Genomic DNA, 14,924 nt, shown 5'->3' with positions numbered 1-14,924 from the left:
GGTAGTCGGCGGACGACCAGAGGAGGCCCTGACCATGCCTGAACGCGATCTGCACTACCTGACCGAGCTGGCCGCCCAGCTGCGCGTGGACTCCGTGCGCAGCTCGGCCGCCGCCGGATCGGGCCACCCCACCTCGTCGATGTCGGCCGCCGACCTGATGGCGGTGCTGTTCAGCTGCCATCTGCGCTACGACTTCGACCATCCCGACAACCCCGCCAACGACCATCTGATCTTCTCCAAGGGGCACGCCTCGCCGCTGCTGTACGCGCTGTTCAAGGCGGCGGGCGCCATCGGCGACGAGGAGCTGCTGTCCTTCAGGAAGCGTGGCAGCCGGCTGGAGGGGCACCCGACCCCGCGCCTGCCCTGGGTCGACGTGGCCACCGGGTCGCTGGGCCAGGGCCTGCCGGTCGGCGTGGGTATGGCGATGGCCGGGCGGCTGGAGCGCCTGCCGTACCGGGTGTGGGTGCTGTGCGGCGACAGCGAGCTGGCCGAGGGCTCCGTGTGGGAGGCCGCCGAGCTGGCGGGCGACGAGGGGCTGGCCAACCTGACGCTCATCGTGGACGTGAACCGGCTGGGCCAGCGCGGCCCCACCCGGCACGGCTGGGACACCGGCGCGTACGCGCGCCGGTTCGGCGCGTTCGGCTGGCACACCATCGAGATCGACGGCCACGACCCCGGGCAGATCGACTTCGCGCTGGGCGACGCCTGCAACACCCGCAGGCGGCCCACCGTCATCCTGGCCAAGACCCGCAAGGGCGAGGGCGTCGTGGAGGTGGAGAACCGCGAGGGCGCCCACGGCAAGGCCCTCAAGGACCCCGACACAGCCGTCGCCGAGCTGGGCGGCGTGCGCAACCTCACCGTGGACGTGCACCGGCCGGAGCCCATGCCGCAGCCGTACCGCTTCGACGACGGGCCGCTGACGCTGCCGGAGTACGAGCCGGGCACGCGCGTCGCCACCAGGACCGGGTACGGCGAGGCGCTGGCCGCCCTCGGCGCGGCCCGCGGCGACGTGGTGGCGCTGGACGGCGAGGTGGCCGACTCCACCAGGACGGAGGAGTTCGCCAAGGCGTTCCCGGAGCGCTTCTTCGAGATGTACATCGCCGAGCAGCAGCTCGTCGCCGCCGCCGTCGGCATGCAGGCGCGCGGCTTCGTGCCGTACGCGGCGACGTTCGCGGCGTTCCTCACCCGGGCGCACGACTTCATCCGGATGGCCGCGGTCAGCCAGGCGTCGATCAGGATCGTCGGCTCGCACGCCGGCGTGGCGATCGGCGAGGACGGCCCGTCACAGATGGGGCTGGAGGACCTGGCCATGTTCCGGTCCGTGTACGGCAGCACGGTGCTCTACCCGTGCGACGCCAACCAGGCCGCGGCCCTGACGGCCGAGATGGCCGGCGTCTCCGGCGTGTCCTACCTCCGGACCACCCGCGGCGACACACCTGTCATCTACCGGCCCGGCGAGCGCTTCCCCGTGGGCGGCTCGCGGGTGCTGCGCCACACACCGGCCGACCGGGCCACGATCGTGACCGCCGGGGTGACCGTGCACGAGGCCCTCGCGGCGGCCGACGAGCTCTCCGCCGCGGGGATTCCGGTGGGCGTCATCGACCTCTACTCGGTCAAGCCCGTCGACACGGCCGCGCTCACCGCCGCCGCCACCACGACCGGGAACCTCATCACCGTCGAGGACCACCGGCCCGAGGGCGGCCTCGGCGACGCGGTCCTGGACGCGGTGAGCGAGCTGGGGCCGCGCGTGGTCAAGCTGGCCGTACGGGGGCTGCCGGGATCGGCCACGCCGGAGGAGCAGCTCGCGGACGCGCGCATCGACCGCCGCGCCATCATCGACGCGGTCAAGCGCCTGCTCTGAGCGCGGCTTCTCCGCTTCGCGGGGGAGGCAGGCGAACGGCCCGCCGGGACGAACCTGGCGGGCCTGACGGGTGGGGACGGGCGGGCGATGCGGACCGGTGGGGATGTGCGGACCGGTGGGCCGGGCCGGCCCGCCGGGCGCGCGTCCTAACGGCGGGCCTTGGCGGTGGCCCGGCGGTTGGCCTTCTTGATGGCCTCGACCAGCTCTTCCTTGGTCATCTTCGACCGGCCGGTGACGCCCAGCTCGGACGCCACCTTCTGAAGGTGGTCCTTGCTGGCGTTGGCGTCGACGCCCTCGGCCGTGCGGCCGGAACGATCCTTGGCGCCCTGGTCCGACGGTCCCTTGCCGGACTTGGGCTCCCAGTGGTCGCCGACCTTCTCGAACGAGTGCTTCAGCGCGGCGAAGGCCGTCATGTGGGCGCGGCGCCCCTCGCCGTACGTCTGCACCGCGGAGTCGTGCGCCTTCATCCACGTGGCCTGCGCCTTCTTCGGCGAACGGCGGATCGTCGACGGCAGTTCATCTTCGGCTGGCATGTCGGTTCACCTCCTGCAGGGGCTCTTCCCCGCTCGTGGCTGATGATGGCGGTTACAGCGGGGGCTCGTCGTAGCGGCGGCGCTCCTCGTACACCGTCGTCCGGCGCGCCTCGGGCTCCTCGTAGATCTCGTGGCGGTGCACCGGCTCGTCGATGGGTCCTACCGCCCTGCGGGTGACCTGGATCCGGTAGATGCCGAACAGGAGCCCGATCAGACCACCGAGCATGAGGATGACGCCGACGACGTTGATGTCGAGGCCAGCGAGGTCGAACTCGACGGCCCACGTGAGGATCGCGCCCAGCATGATGAGGATGATGCTTCCGGCGATGGTCATTAGTACCTCCTTGACAAGAGGAACCTCTATCCACATGGCAAAAAACAAACCAGTAGTGATGGTCGGGCTTATGGGCTCGGGCAAGACGTCCGCGGGACGCCTCGTCAGTCAGGCCCTTGACCTGCCCTTGAGCGACAGCGACCCGTTCCTGCTCGACCGGTACGGAGCCACGGCGGCGCAGATCGTGGCGCGCGACGGAGCCGACGTCCTCCACCGGCGGGAGGCCGAGCACGTCCTGTCCGAGCTGGGCGGCGAGCGCAAGGTGATCACCGCGGCGGCCAGCACCGTCGAGAACCCCCGGGTGCGCGCGGAGCTGCGGAGCAAGGCGTTCGTGGTGTGGCTGGACGCGCCCGACGCGGTGCTGGCCGAGCGGATGCGCTCCGGCGACCACCGGCCGGAGTTCGCGCCGTCGGTGATGCGGGCGCGGCGGGAGCCGTACTTCCGCGAGGTGGCCGACCTGACGTGCGACGTGAGCAGGATGACGCCCGAGGAGGTGGCCGAGGAGGTGCTGCGGAAGATGGGCTCGTCCGCGGGCGGCGACGGCTCCTAGCGGCCGGCGCGGGTCGTCCCCGTCCGGGACGCTGGCATAATGATCATGACGCACGGGTCCTCCGAGGCGCGCGGAGGACCTGTGACGTCCTCTCCCGTCCGCCGTCACCATCGCTCTCCCAGGGCGGACCCGGCGGCGGCCGGCGCGAGGCGCAACCAATCTCCCTCCGGCGGCATCTAAGCATCAGTGACGATGCGCTTGGTGCCGGGCGACCCCGTGAGCCTCGGCGGCTACTGGCTGGCCGGACGGCTGGGTGCCGGCGTGCGGGGCGTGGTCTACGACGCCTACGACGACGAAGGCCGCCGGTTCGCGCTCAAGGTGCCCCGAGGTGAGGTCACCGACCAGCTCTCCGACGCCGTCTGGCGGGTCTCGCCGCGGCACCTGGCCCGAGTGGTGGACGTCGGGGTCGACGGGGCCGTGCCGTACATCGTGAGCGAGTTCGTCGAGGGTCCCGACCTGCGGCAGGCGGTGGAGCGGCACGGGCCGTACACGGGCGGGGAGCTGGCCGCGCTGGCCCTCGCGGTGGCGACCGCGCTGCGCTCGCTGCACGCGGTGGGCATCCCACACCGCGACCTGCGCCCCGAGAACGTGCTGCTCTCCCCCTACGGGCCCACCGTGATCGACCTCGGCGTGACGGTCCCGGGCACGGTCGGCACCCGTACGTACCTGGCCCCCGAGGTGTTCACCGGAGGGCGGCCGGGGCCGGAGGCCGACGTGTTCGCCTGGGGCGGGGTGCTGCTGTTCGCCGCCACGGGCCACGACCCGTTCCGCGGGGAGAGTCTGGGCGAGGTGATGCACCGGCTGCTCGCCGTGGACCCCGACCTGGACGCGCTGCCGGAGCCGTTGCGCGCCCTGGTGGGGCAGGCCCTGTCGAAGAACCCGGCCGACCGCCCGCCGTCCGCGGAGCTCCTGGCGGTCGCGGACGCCCTGCCCCGCCCTCCTGTCCCGGCGGCCGGCAGTGCGGGCGCCGTCGTCGAGGGGGCCTGGAGCGGGTGGGGGCGGCTGGTGGCGCCGGCGGGGCTTATGGGGCCGCCGTCGCTCGGCGAGGTGGCCGAGCGGGTGTTCGCGTCGCTGACGCCGCGTCAGCAGGAGGAGGCGCCCGCGCTGCTGCTGCGCCTGCTCGACGAGGACGCCGTCGGCTGCGACGCGCACGGGGTCCTGGACCGGCTCACGGAGGCCGGTCTCCTCGTACGGCGGAGCGTGGCCGTGCCGCCCACCCGGGCGGAGGCCGGCACGCTGGTGGCGGTCAGCGGCGACTGCGTCGAGCCGGCCAGCGCCGCGCTGGTCCGGGCCTGGCCCCGCTTACGCGCCTGGGCGTCCGAACGTCCCCCCGCCCGGACCGGCCCCCAGGCCGGCACCACGACCCGCACCGGGGACGACCACGCGGACGACCACGGGACCGATCAAGGGGCCGGTCCCGCAGTCGTCGCCACGGTGGGGGACGCGTCCGGACGGCGTGACGGGGAGCCCGAGCCCGACCTGACCCCGATGTACGTGGCTCACCGGGCCATGCTCACCGACCTGCGCCGCCTGACCGGCCTGCTGGCGGAGCCCGCCACGTTCACCTCCGCACGGGTGGGCGCGGTCCGCTGGTACACCAGGTCCCTGCTGACCGCCATCCATCACCACGTCGACGGCGACGCGGCCCTGTGGCCGGTCGTCGCGCGCGCCGCCGGCCGGAACGTGGACCTCTCCCCCTACACCGGCGGCCACGAGGCGCTGAGCCCTCTGCTGGAGCGCTGCCACGCGGCCGTGGACGGCGATCTGGCCCGGCTCGGGCGCGAGCTGAAGCCGATGCTGGATCTCCTCGCCGAGCACATCGCCGGGGAGGAGGCCGAGCTGTTCCCGATCATCAGGGTGTCGGTGCCACCTGCGGCCTGGGCCCGGGTCGAGAGGCAGGTCGCCGGGCGAGCCGGCGTACGGGAGATGACGTTCAGGATGCCGTGGCTCGACCGGCACGCCACCGGGGACGAGTCCGAGCGCCTCCTGGCCGGGACGGGCCGGACGTCCAGGGTGTTCCTGGCGCTGACCCGGCCCGGCTACCGGCGCCGGGAGCGGCTCGCGTTCGGTTAGCGGCCCCCGAGGGCGGGCCCGGCAGTCGCTCGGAGGTCACTCGGGTCTCTCCCGTGACGGCTCTCACCGGCTCGGGTCATGATGGAGCGGCACGAGGTCCGGGCCTGGGAGAGGCGGGGCGATGGGCAAGCTGCTGTACTCGGCCACGATGTCGCTGGACGGCTTCATCGCCGGTCCCGGGGGCGACATGTCGTGGCTGACGGACTACCTGGGCCCCAACCCGGCGGTGGAGGAGCTGATCGGGCGGATCGGCGCGCTGCTCGTGGGCAATCGCAGCTTCGGCGGCGACGATCCGCACAAGGGCACGGACAAGGAGGGCAAGGCGTTCGGCGGAGGCTGGAGCGGGCCGCAGTTCGTGCTCACCCACCGGCCCCCGGAGCGTCAGACGCCGGGGACCACCTTCGTCGCCGACCTCGCCGAGGGGGTCGCCGCGGCCAGGGCAGCCGCCGGTGACGCGTACGTCAACGTCATCGGCGCCGACGTCGCCCGGCAGTGCCTGGAGGCTCGGCTGCTCGACGAGGTCTTCGTGTGCGTCGCGCCGATCATGCTGGGCGACGGGGTGCGGCTGTTCGACCATCCGGGCGGCCGGACCGTCAAGCTCGAACGTCTCAGCCTCACGGAGGCGCCGCTGGCCACGAACATCTGGCTGCGCGTGGTCAGCTGACGGCTCCGGGGTGGAGGGTTCTCCTAAGTCACCTCGTCCTCTCGGTCGTGCCGGCGGACCAGGGCCGGTCCTCGGTGTGTGCGGCGCCCGTGCGCGCCGCCAGCTCCTCGCGCACCCGGGCGCGGTCGCGGTGGCAGCCGAGCAGGGCGCCGAGCAGCACGCGAGCCTGCGGCGCGCGCAGAATCCCGGTGGGGATCGCGCCGGCCGCGACGAGGTCCGCGCCGCCGCCGTTGCCGTACAGCGCGGCGACGGGCCCGGCGTCGACCCGGGTCGACAGGGCGACGACGACGCCGGCCTCGGTGAGCCGGGCCACCTCCCGCGTGACGATGGGGTTGGCGTTCCCCGCGCCGAGCGCCTGGAGCACGATCCCGGTGGCGCCCGCGCGGGCCGCCGCGACCAGCGCCGTGTCGTCGCAGCCCGGGTAGAGGGCCACGACGTCGGTCCGGACGCCGTCGAGGGCGTACGCGTCCAGGTCGAGCGGCTCGGACCGCACCGGCTTCAGCGTGATGTCCACCTCGCCGGCGCGCACCCGGCCGAGCGGGCCGCCGTCGGGCGCGGAGAACGCCGCCGGCGCGACCGTGTGGGTCTTGCGGGTCCCCCGGGCGGCGTGGACGACGCCGTCGAAGCAGATCAGCACGCCGAGGCCGCGCGCCGCGCCGGACGCCGCGACGGTGATCGCGTCGGCGAGGTTGCGCGGGCCGTCGCCGTCCACGGCGTCGGCCGGACGCTGGGCTCCGGTGAAGACGACCGGCCGGGGGTCGTCGTGGAAGAGGTCCGCCAGGTAGGCGGTCTCCTCCATGGTGTCGGTGCCGTGGGTGACGACGACGCCGAGCACGCGGTCGTCGGCGAGGGCCTCGCGGGTGCGCAGGGCGACCTCGCGCATGTCGGCCGGTGTGAACAGGTAGCTGCCGACGCGCAGGACGTCCACGCCCTCCACCTCGACGCCGGGATCGGCCGGGAGCCGCCCGAGGAGGTCGCCGGCCGCGTCCTCGGCCAGGCCCACCCCTTGCGTGTCCCGGCGGGTGGCGATGGTCCCTCCCGTGGACAGGACGATGACCTTGGACACGCGACGGCCTCCTCGGGAACGTGATTGCCCAAACGTTTGGGCCAAACGTTTGGTAGCATCTGACCTGCGCCTGAGTGATGTCAATAACTCAGCGTTAAAATCAAGAAAACCGCCGGCCGCCCGCCCCGGCACACGAACCGGGCGAGCCAGAGTTCACCGGAGGCCGAGGGGCATTGGGTGCGGAGAAGGCACGACCGGTAACCCTGCAGATGATCGCCGACCAGCTCGGTCTGCATGTCTCCACCGTGTCACGCGTGCTGCACGCCAAGCCCGGCGAGGGGCTCCGGGCGGCGTCCAGCCCGACCGTCGAGCGGGTGCGCCGGCTCGCCGACGAGCTCGGCTACCAGCGCAACCCCCATGCCATGAGCCTGCGCACGCAGCGCAGCAACCTCATCGGCGTCCTCGTCCCCCGCCTGTCCGACATGGTTCTCGCGACCATCTACGAGGGCGTCGAGGAGGCCGCCGCCGAGCACGGCCTGTCCACGTTCGTCACCAACACCCGCGACGTCCCCGAGGTGCAGCGGGCCCGGACCGAGATGGTCCTCGGCCGCCGCGTCGACGGCCTGATCTTCGGTGACGCCCACTCCGACTCGGTGTTCCTCGACGAGGTGGCCGCGCGCGGGGTCCCGTTCGTGCTGGTCAACCGGCGGGCCGGCGGGCATCCGGCGGTGGTGTGCGACGACTACCTGGGCGGCCGGATGGTCGCCGACCACCTGCTGGAGCAGGGCCACGAGGACGTGGCGGTGGTGGCCGGCGAGCCGTACGCCAGCACGGGCATCGACCGCACCGGCGGCTTCGCCGACCGCTTCCGCGAGGCGGGGCTGCCGATCCCCCCGCACCGGATCGTGCACTCCCGCTTCGACGCCCAGGGCGGGCGCGCGGGCACCGAGCGGCTGCTCGCGACCGGCCCCCGTCCGTCGGCCGTCTTCGTGGTCAACGACTTCGGGGCCATCGGCACGATCGGCGCGCTGCGCGACCACGGGCTGCGGGTCGGCGCCGACATCGCGGTCGTGGGGTTCAACGACACGCCGCTGGCGGCCGAGCTGCCGGTGCCGCTGACCACGGTCCGCTCCCCCATGCGGGAGATGGGCCGCCGGGGGCTGCGGCAGCTCGTCCGCGTCCTCGGGGGCGAGCAGGCCGAGAGCGAGCTGCTCCGCCCCGAGCTGATCGTCCGCGCGTCGAGCGACCCCACGCTGTACGAGCGGCTGACGACCGGGACCGTGGGCTAACGGCCGGGCAGCACCTCGGCGAGCTGCGGCACGCGGGCGCGGTAGCCGTCGAGGAGCCGGCGGGCCGTCCCCACCGAGTCCACCAGCGGGTGCAGCGCGAACGCCTCGACTGCCAGCCGCGACGAGCCGGTCAGGGCGGCCTCGATGGCCGTCTGCTCCACCGCCTTCACCTGCTGGACGAGCCCCAGGAACCGGCCGGGCAGCGGCCGGGTGGCCAGCGGCCTGACCCCCGAGCCGTCCACCGCGCACGGGATCTCGACCACCGCGTCCTCCGGCAGGCCCGGCACGGCCACGCCGTTGCGCACGTTGAGGATCATCGTGGCGGGCTCGCCGCGGGCGATCGCCGCCATGAGCGCCAGCGCGATGCCCTCGTACCCGCCCGCCTCCAGGTCGGCGGCGTCACGCTCGCCGGCGTCGGTGACGTCGCGGGCCTCGGCCATGTACGACTCGTCCCGCTCCCTGCGCGCCCTGGTCCACTCGGCCAGGGCCTGTCCGGGCCGCTCGCGCACCGCCGCGTAGAACCGCTCCTGCTGCTCCAGCAGGGACTCGCCGCGGGTGCGGCTCGAGGTCGCGGCGACGGCCTCGCGGGTGAAGTAGTAGTAGTACAGGTACTCGTTGGGCAGCGCCCCCAGGGTGCGCACCCAGTCGGGGCCGAAGATCCGCGCCTCCTCCACCTGCCGCAGCGCCGTGTCGTCGGCCAGCAGGCCGGGCAGCACGTCACGGCCCTGGTGGGACAGGCCGCGCAGCCAGCCGAGGTGGTTGAGGCCCACGTAGTCGGGCGACACGCGGGCCGGGTCGAGCCCGAGGGCGGAGGCGGCCCGCCGGACCAGGCCGATCGGCGAGTCGCAGATGCCGACCACGCGGTCGCCGAGGACGCGGCGCATGGCCTCGGTGACCATGCCGGCCGGGTTGGTGAAGTTGATGACCCACGCGCCGGGGGCCAGGGCCGCCACCCGCTCGGCCACGCGCACCGCGACCGGGATCGTGCGCAGGCCGTAGGCGACCCCGCCGGGGCCGGTGGTCTCCTGGCCGAGCAGGCCGAGGTCCAGCGCGACCCGCTCGTCGGCGGTGCGGCCGGCCAGCCCGCCGACCCGGATGGCGGAGAAGACGAAGTCGGCGTCGCGCAGCGCGGTGTCGAGGTCGGTGGTGACGCGCACCAGGGGCGGGTCGTCGTGCCCCGCGGCGAGCTGCGCGAGCACGTGGCCGACGGCCTCCAGGCGCTCGGGCGACACGTCGTACAGCACCACCTCCTCCACCCGGGGCTTGGCGGTGTCGCGCAGCAGCGCGCCGTACACGAGCGGGACCCGGAAGCCCCCGCCTCCCAGAACGGCCAGTCTCATCCGATCTCCTCACAGGCTCGCGTCGTCACACGGGTCGTCGCACGGGTGGTCGTACGGTCGTCATGCCAGCAGGATCTCGGCGCCGGCGTCCGCGCAGGCGCGCAGCGTGGACGGGTCGGCGCCCTCGTTGGTGACGAGCACGTCCACGTCCTCCGGCCCGCACACCCGCAGCGCCCCCGTGCCGGGGAACTTGTGCCGGTCCACCACCAGCACGACCTGCCCGGCCGCGGCGATCATCGCGCGCTTCAGCGGCACCTCGGCGAGGGTGGTGTCCACGAGCTGGCCGTCCGCGCGGACCCCGCTCCCGCCCAGGAACACCCGGTCGGCGCACACCTGTCCGAGCGCCTCCTCGGTGAGCACGCCGACCAGCGAGTGGTACGGCCGGCGCAGCATCCCGCCGAGCAGCAGCAGCTCGACCACCGGGTCGTCGCGGAGCACGTCGAGGACGGCGAGGCTGGAGGTGACCACGGTGACGCGGCGCCCGCGCAGCCGGCAGGCCAGCCGCATCGTGGTCGTGCCGATGTCGAGCAGGACGACGTCGCCGTCGCCGACGAGTGTCGCGGCGCGCGCGGCCACAGCCTCCTTGTCCTGCTCGTCGACCACGGCCACCTCGGCGAAGGGCCGGTCGGCGTCGGCGTCGGCGCCGGCCAGGGCACCGCCGCGCACGCGCCGGAGCGTGCCGTCGCGGTCGAGCACCTCCAGGTCGCGGCGGATGGTGGACGGGCTCACGCCCAGTTGCGCCGCCAGGTCACGGACGCTGGTCGCCCCCGAGAGCCGGACACGGCGCATGATCTCCGCATGCCTGAGGTGCTGGAGCACGATCGGATTCTAACAGTCAAACACGCGCATGAACGAGCATCTTCTACCATTTGCTCACACGAAACACTTGATGTACGCGAGTAAACGTGCAAGATTGCGCACATCTCGGTCTGTCGAGGAGGTCCCATACCCGTGTCTGCCCAGGCGTACGACCCTCTCGCCGATCAGCGGAGCCCAGGGGCCCCGCAGTTCGACGTCTTCCTAGCGGGCACCGTCTTTCTCGACATCGTGTTCACCGGCCTGCCCGCGATGCCCGCCGCGGGCACCGAGACGTGGGCCGAGGGCATGGGCTCGTGTCCGGGAGGCATCGCCAATCTCGCCATCGCCACCAGCCGGCTGGGCCTGCGCACGTCGCTGGCCGCCGCGTTCGGCGACGACGACTACGGTGACTTCTGCTGGCGCACGCTCGCCGAGCAGGAGGCGGTGGACCTGTCCAAGTCGCGGCGGTTCGAGCACTGGCACACGCCGGTGACCGTCTCCATGGCCGTCGACCGCGACCGGAGCATGGTGACCCACGGCCATCCCGCGCCCATGTCGGCCTCCGACATGATCGGCAATCCGCCCCGGTCGAGGGCCGTGATCGTGACGCTCTCCGCCGAGGAGCCGCTCGGCGCGCCGCCCGGCGCCGCGTGCAACTGGGCCGAGCTGGCCCAGCGCGAGGGCGCCCTCATCTTCGCCGACGTGGGCTGGGACCCGTCGGGCGCCTGGTCGCCGTCGCTGCTGGACCAGCTCTCGGTCTGCCACGCGTTCATGCCGAACGCGGTCGAGGCGATGGCCTACACCGGCACCGACAACCCGCGCGACGCCCTGTACGCCATCGCCGACAAGGTGCCGCTGGCCGTCGTCACGGACGGCGCGAACGGGGCCATGGCCATCGACTCGACGACCGGCGAGGAGGCGTACGTGCCCGCCCCCCGGGTGCGGGCCCTCGACCCGACCGGCGCCGGCGACGTCTTCGGCGCCGGCATCGTGCTCGGCACCCTGCGCGGGTGGCCGCTGGCCGATCGGCTGGCGTTCGCCGGGGTGTGCTCGGCGCTGGCCGTCCAGCAGTTCGGCGGGTCGCTGGCCGCGCCGGGCTGGGGCGACATCGCAGACTGGTGGCACGGGGTGCGGGGCGCGGCCGGGAGCGGCGGCGCCTACGGCGACTCGCTGGCCCGCCGGTACGCCTTCCTCGACCGGCTCGTGCCGGCCGTCCCGGTGGGCGCGGTGCGCCGGGCCGCCGCCACGATCGCCCGGCACGCCGACCTGGAGAAGCCCGCTCCGGAGGCGCCCACCGAGCCCGACGTACCGGCCGCGCCGCGCGTGCCCGTTCAGAAGGAGTAGCACCATGATCACCCCGACGCGTGAGGGCCGGACGCGAGGCCACCGCGCTCCGCGGAGGCGGGGCGCGCTCGCCGCGCTCGCGGCCGGTGTCCTGGCCCTCGCCGCCACCGCGTGCGCGCCCGGCTCCTCGGCCCCGCCCGCGCCGACCCCCGACCAGCCGGCTCCCTCGGCCGTGCGCACCGACGCCGGGTCCCTGGGCGATGTGACGCTCACCGTCTGGGACCAGGAGGTGCGCGGCGGGCAGGCCGCCCAGATGAAGCAGCTCAACGCCGCGTTCGAGGCCAAGTACCCCAACATCAAGCTCAAGCGGGTGTCCCGCTCGTTCGACGACCTCAACACCACGCTGCGCCTGGCGCTGAGCGGAAACGAGCCGCCCGACGTGGTGGAGGCCAACAACGGCCGCTCGTCGATGGGCCAGTTCGTCAAGGCCGGCCAGCTCCTGCCGCTGGACTCCTACGCCGACGCGTACGGCTGGAAGAGCCGCTACCCCGAGTCGGTGCTGCGCTACTCCCGCTACAGCGCCGACGGCAAGGTGTTCGGCGAGGGCAACCTGTACGGCCTGCCCCAGGTCGGCGAGGTCGTCGGCGTCTTCTACAACCGCGCCAAGCTGACCAAGCTCGGCCTGGAGCCGCCGAAGACGTGGGCCGACCTCCAGACGGCGCTCGCCAAGGCCAAGACCGCCGGCGAGGTGCCGATGCAGCTCGGCAACCTCGACAAGTGGCCCGCCATCCACGTGTTCGGCACCGTGCAGGGCCGCCACGTCCCGGCGGACCAGATCGCCACGCTGGCCTTCGGCCGCAAGGGCGCCTCGTGGACCACGCCGGAGAACGTCAAGGCCGCCGAGGAGCTGGTCGGCTGGGTGGACCAGGGCTACTTCGAGAAGGGCTTCAACGGCCAGGGCTACGACCCGGCCTGGCAGGCGTTCGGCAAGGGCCAGGGCGTCTTCCTAGTCGCCGGCACCTGGCTGCTGGCCGACCTGGAGAAGGCCCTCGGCAGGGACCTCGGGTTCATGCTGCCGCCCGGCGCCACGCCGGACGCGCCGCCCGTCGCGACCGGCGGCACCGGCCTGCCGTTCGCGATCACCGCCAAGAGCCCCCATCCGGACGCCGCCGCGGCCTACGTCGACTTCATCACCAGCGCCGACGCCATGAAGGTGCTCACCTCCACCGGCAACCTGCCGGTCGCCGACACCGGGCAGCAGACCGTCAAGGCCGGGCCCCAGCAGGACGTCTTCACCGCGTTCGGCACCGCCACCAAGGAGAACGGGCTCGTGCCGTACCTCGACTACGCCACCCCCACCTTCGCCGACACCCTCGGCGCGGCGCTGCAGGACCTGCTCGCCAAGAAGGTCACGCCGAAGGAGTTCCTCGACACGCTGGAGAAGGACTACAAGACCTTCGCGGAGAGCAACGGGTGAGCAGGCGGGTGAGCATGGGCCGGCCTCCGGGAGAGCCCAGGCGCATCGCCTACCTGTACCTGCTGCCGGCGTTCGCCGTGTACGCGGCGTTCCTGCTCTACCCCATCGGCCGCGCGGTGCAGATCTCCCTGTACGACTGGGACGGTCTGACCCTGGGCCGGTGGGCGGGCCTGGACAACTACACCGCGATCCTCTCGGACGAGCGGCTGCGGGCCGGGTTCGGTCACGCGCTGGTGCTGATCGTGTTCTACGCGGTGATCCCGCTGGCCATCGGGCTGACGCTGGCCGCGATCCTCAACCACGCCAAGGTGCGCGGGCTCGGGTTCTTCCGGACCGTGGTGTTCCTGCCGCAGGTGGTGGCCATGGTCGTGGTGGCCGTCGCCTGGCGGCGGGTGTACGCGCCGGACGGCACGCTGAACGCGGTGCTCGGCGCGCTCGGCCTGGACGGGCTCACGCGGGGCTGGCTGGGCGACCACACGTTCGCGCTGCCGGCCGTCGGCGTGGTGGGCACGTGGTTCGAGACGGGGCTGGTGACCGTGCTGCTGCTGGCCGGGATGAGCCGCGTGCCGATGGAGCTGTACGAGGCGGCGCGGCTCGACGGGGCCGGCGCGGTCAGGGAGTTCTTCGCGGTCACGCTGCCGTCGGTGCGCGGGGAGATCGCCGTCGCGCTGACGCTGACGGTGATCGCCGCGCTGCGGACCTTCGACCTGGTGTACGTCACCACGCGCGGCGGGCCCGGCGACTCGACGTCGGTGCCGTCGTTCGAGGTCTACCACCGGGCCTTCGGGCTCGGCCAGGTCGGCTCGGCCGCGGCGATCGGCGTGACGCTGACCGTGGTCATCTTCGCGATCTCGTTCGCGGTCAACCGGCTGGCCGACAGGGGGACCTCGTGATCTCGCGTACCGAGCGGGTGGCGAACTACGTCATCCTGTGGGCGTTCGCCGCGTTCGCGCTGTTCCCCGTCGTGACGATCCTCGGCGCCGCGCTCGGCCCGGACGACGCGGGCCCGGCCGGACAGGGGTTCGGGCCGCACCTGGGCAACTTCGCGGCGGCGTGGGAGGCCGGCCGGTTCGGCACGTACCTGCGCACCAGCCTCGCCGTGTCGTCGTTCGTCGTGGTGGTCAGCGTGGTGCTGTCGATCATGAGCGGGTACGCGTTCGGCACCATGCGCTTCCGCGGCCACACCGTGCTGTTCTACCTGTTCATGCTCGGGATCATGATGCCGAGCGAGGCCATCGCGGTGCCGCTCTACTTCGACCTGCGCTCGCTCGGCCTCATCGACACGTTCTGGTCGGTGGCGCTGCCGCAGGTGGCGCTGTCGGTGGCGTTCGGCACGTTCTGGATGAGGGCCTACTTCCGGGCGAGCAGCAGGGCGATCGCCGAGGCCGCCCGCATCGACGGCGCCTCGACGTGGCGCACGCTGTGGCAGGTGCTGGTGCCGCCGGCCCGGCCCGCCATCGTCACCTTGATCGTGCTGGTCTTCATGTGGACGTGGAACGAGTTCCTCATCCCGTTGATCATGGTGACCAGCGAGTCGCTGCGGACGGCTCCGCTGGGCCTCGCCTTCTTCCAGGGCCAGTACACCTCGGGCTTCACCCTCCTCGCGGCCGGATCGGTCATCGTGGCCACCCCGGTCGTGGTGTTCTACCTGTTCCTGCAGCGTCACTTCGTTCGCGGGCTGCTCCAGGGGGCGGTCCGCGAGTAACCCACCCGGA

At 73.2% G+C, this 14,924-nt stretch carries 14 protein-coding genes; 9 read left to right on the top strand and 5 right to left on the bottom strand.

Annotation, left to right across the window (positions count from 1 at the left end; all coding sequences use genetic code 11):
- The first annotated feature begins 34 nt into the window (after positions 1-34).
- Entirely contained in the window at positions 35-1,861 is a 1,827-nt protein-coding gene (locus MTP10_RS30160; RefSeq protein ID WP_310713363.1) for a transketolase, read from the top strand.
- Between the two features lie 146 nt (positions 1,862-2,007).
- Here the strand turns inward: MTP10_RS30160 and MTP10_RS30155 are convergent, their stop codons facing one another.
- Positions 2,008-2,394 (bottom strand): ChaB family protein, encoded by a 387-nt coding sequence (locus MTP10_RS30155; protein ID WP_310713362.1) that lies wholly within the window; start codon positions 2,392-2,394, stop codon positions 2,008-2,010.
- 52 nt (positions 2,395-2,446) lie between these two features.
- Entirely contained in the window at positions 2,447-2,728 is a 282-nt protein-coding gene (locus tag MTP10_RS30150; protein WP_310713359.1) for a hypothetical protein, read from the bottom strand.
- Positions 2,729-2,786: 58 nt separating this feature from the next.
- Between MTP10_RS30150 and MTP10_RS30145 the strand changes: the two genes are divergently transcribed.
- The 3 genes from MTP10_RS30145 (at position 2,787) to MTP10_RS30135 (ending at position 6,015) form a co-directional block, all read left to right on the top strand.
- Positions 2,787-3,278 (top strand): shikimate kinase, encoded by a 492-nt coding sequence (locus MTP10_RS30145; protein ID WP_310713358.1) that lies wholly within the window; start codon positions 2,787-2,789, stop codon positions 3,276-3,278.
- Positions 3,279-3,470: 192 nt separating this feature from the next.
- A complete protein-coding gene (locus tag MTP10_RS30140) occupies positions 3,471-5,351 on the top strand; it encodes a protein kinase domain-containing protein (protein WP_310713355.1) in 1,881 nt (626 codons plus the stop codon).
- 121 nt (positions 5,352-5,472) lie between these two features.
- Positions 5,473-6,015, top strand: coding sequence for a dihydrofolate reductase family protein (locus tag MTP10_RS30135; RefSeq protein WP_310713354.1), 543 nt, complete (start codon positions 5,473-5,475; stop codon positions 6,013-6,015).
- Positions 6,016-6,043: 28 nt separating this feature from the next.
- On the opposite strand, the gene MTP10_RS30130 is transcribed toward MTP10_RS30135, so the two are convergent.
- Entirely contained in the window at positions 6,044-7,081 is a 1,038-nt protein-coding gene (locus MTP10_RS30130; RefSeq protein WP_310713352.1) for an asparaginase, read from the bottom strand.
- A gap of 209 nt (positions 7,082-7,290) precedes the next feature.
- Between MTP10_RS30130 and MTP10_RS30125 the strand changes: the two genes are divergently transcribed.
- Positions 7,291-8,310, top strand: a complete 1,020-nt coding sequence (locus MTP10_RS30125; RefSeq protein ID WP_310713350.1) for a substrate-binding domain-containing protein — start codon at positions 7,291-7,293, stop codon at positions 8,308-8,310.
- On the opposite strand, the gene MTP10_RS30120 is transcribed toward MTP10_RS30125, so the two are convergent.
- Positions 8,307-9,650, bottom strand: coding sequence for a 6-phospho-beta-glucosidase (locus tag MTP10_RS30120; protein ID WP_310713349.1), 1,344 nt, complete (start codon positions 9,648-9,650; stop codon positions 8,307-8,309). The two genes, MTP10_RS30125 and MTP10_RS30120, sit on opposite strands and share 4 nt — an antisense overlap.
- 60 nt (positions 9,651-9,710) lie before the next feature.
- Positions 9,711-10,469, bottom strand: a complete 759-nt coding sequence (locus MTP10_RS30115; RefSeq protein ID WP_310713348.1) for a DeoR/GlpR family DNA-binding transcription regulator — start codon at positions 10,467-10,469, stop codon at positions 9,711-9,713.
- 132 nt (positions 10,470-10,601) lie between these two features.
- Here MTP10_RS30115 and MTP10_RS30110 point away from each other — a divergent pair, with 132 nt between their 5' ends.
- Genes MTP10_RS30110 through MTP10_RS30095 form a run of 4 tightly spaced genes read left to right on the top strand, consistent with a single transcriptional unit; the run spans position 10,602 to position 14,914 of the window.
- Positions 10,602-11,792 carry a carbohydrate kinase family protein gene (locus MTP10_RS30110; protein WP_310713346.1) on the top strand — a complete coding sequence of 397 codons (1,191 nt, stop codon included), beginning with the start codon at positions 10,602-10,604 and terminating at the stop codon, positions 11,790-11,792.
- A 4-nt stretch (positions 11,793-11,796) separates the two neighbouring features.
- A complete protein-coding gene (locus MTP10_RS30105; protein WP_310713345.1) occupies positions 11,797-13,209 on the top strand; it encodes an extracellular solute-binding protein in 1,413 nt (470 codons plus the stop codon).
- Positions 13,206-14,102 (top strand): sugar ABC transporter permease, encoded by an 897-nt coding sequence (locus MTP10_RS30100; protein WP_310713343.1) that lies wholly within the window; start codon positions 13,206-13,208, stop codon positions 14,100-14,102. The genes MTP10_RS30105 and MTP10_RS30100 overlap by 4 nt, the downstream gene beginning before the upstream one ends.
- Positions 14,099-14,914, top strand: coding sequence for a carbohydrate ABC transporter permease (locus tag MTP10_RS30095; RefSeq protein WP_310713341.1), 816 nt, complete (start codon positions 14,099-14,101; stop codon positions 14,912-14,914). Before MTP10_RS30100 ends, MTP10_RS30095 begins: the two co-directional genes overlap by 4 nt.
- Positions 14,915-14,924 lie beyond the last annotated feature (10 nt).

Origin of the sequence: Nonomuraea sp. 3-1Str (assembly GCF_031570565.1) — a bacterium.
In the GTDB taxonomy this organism is placed as follows: domain Bacteria; phylum Actinomycetota; class Actinomycetes; order Streptosporangiales; family Streptosporangiaceae; genus Nonomuraea.
Note: the sequence above shows the minus strand (reverse complement) of the source record. Positions and strands in the feature narration are given on the sequence as shown.

Excerpts from the sequence above, each read along its gene's own strand:
- MTP10_RS30155 (WP_310713362.1), bottom strand. The coding sequence starts at position 2,394 with ATGCCAGCCGAAGATGAACTGCCGTCGACGATCCGCCGTTCGCCGAAG.
- MTP10_RS30145 (WP_310713358.1), top strand. The coding sequence starts at position 2,787 with ATGGTCGGGCTTATGGGCTCGGGCAAGACGTCCGCGGGACGCCTCGTC.
- MTP10_RS30135 (WP_310713354.1), top strand. The coding sequence starts at position 5,473 with ATGGGCAAGCTGCTGTACTCGGCCACGATGTCGCTGGACGGCTTCATC.
- MTP10_RS30125 (WP_310713350.1), top strand. The coding sequence starts at position 7,291 with ATGATCGCCGACCAGCTCGGTCTGCATGTCTCCACCGTGTCACGCGTG.
- MTP10_RS30150 (WP_310713359.1), bottom strand. The coding sequence starts at position 2,728 with ATGACCATCGCCGGAAGCATCATCCTCATCATGCTGGGCGCGATCCTC.
- MTP10_RS30120 (WP_310713349.1), bottom strand. The coding sequence starts at position 9,650 with ATGAGACTGGCCGTTCTGGGAGGCGGGGGCTTCCGGGTCCCGCTCGTG.
- MTP10_RS30160 (WP_310713363.1), top strand. The coding sequence starts at position 35 with ATGCCTGAACGCGATCTGCACTACCTGACCGAGCTGGCCGCCCAGCTG.
- MTP10_RS30105 (WP_310713345.1), top strand. The coding sequence starts at position 11,797 with ATGATCACCCCGACGCGTGAGGGCCGGACGCGAGGCCACCGCGCTCCG.
- MTP10_RS30140 (WP_310713355.1), top strand. The coding sequence starts at position 3,471 with ATGCGCTTGGTGCCGGGCGACCCCGTGAGCCTCGGCGGCTACTGGCTG.